We start from the raw sequence: 519 nt of genomic DNA on the forward strand, positions 1-519 counted from the left end.
CGGAGAGTTTGATCCTGGCTCAGGACGAACGCTGGCGGCGTGCTTAACACATGCAAGTCGAACGATGAACCACTTCGGTGGGGATTAGTGGCGAACGGGTGAGTAACACGTGGGCAATCTGCCCTTCACTCTGGGACAAGCCCTGGAAACGGGGTCTAATACCGGATACCACTCCTCAAGGCATCTTGGGGGGTTGAAAGCTCCGGCGGTGAAGGATGAGCCCGCGGCCTATCAGCTTGTTGGTGAGGTAATGGCTCACCAAGGCGACGACGGGTAGCCGGCCTGAGAGGGCGACCGGCCACACTGGGACTGAGACACGGCCCAGACTCCTACGGGAGGCAGCAGTGGGGAATATTGCACAATGGGCGAAAGCCTGATGCAGCGACGCCGCGTGAGGGATGACGGCCTTCGGGTTGTAAACCTCTTTCAGCAGGGAAGAAGCGAAAGTGACGGTACCTGCAGAAGAAGCGCCGGCTAACTACGTGCCAGCAGCCGCGGTAATACGTAGGGCGCAAGCGT

Annotated in this window: 1 rRNA gene; it reads left to right on the plus strand. The window is 59.5% G+C overall.

Annotated elements, in window-relative coordinates:
* A 16S ribosomal RNA gene (locus tag ABD932_RS43745) occupies positions 1 to 519 on the plus strand; the annotation flags it as partial.

Origin of the sequence: Streptomyces shaanxiensis (assembly GCF_039537145.1) — a bacterium.
Taxonomy (GTDB): Bacteria; Actinomycetota; Actinomycetes; order Streptomycetales; family Streptomycetaceae; genus Streptomyces; species Streptomyces shaanxiensis.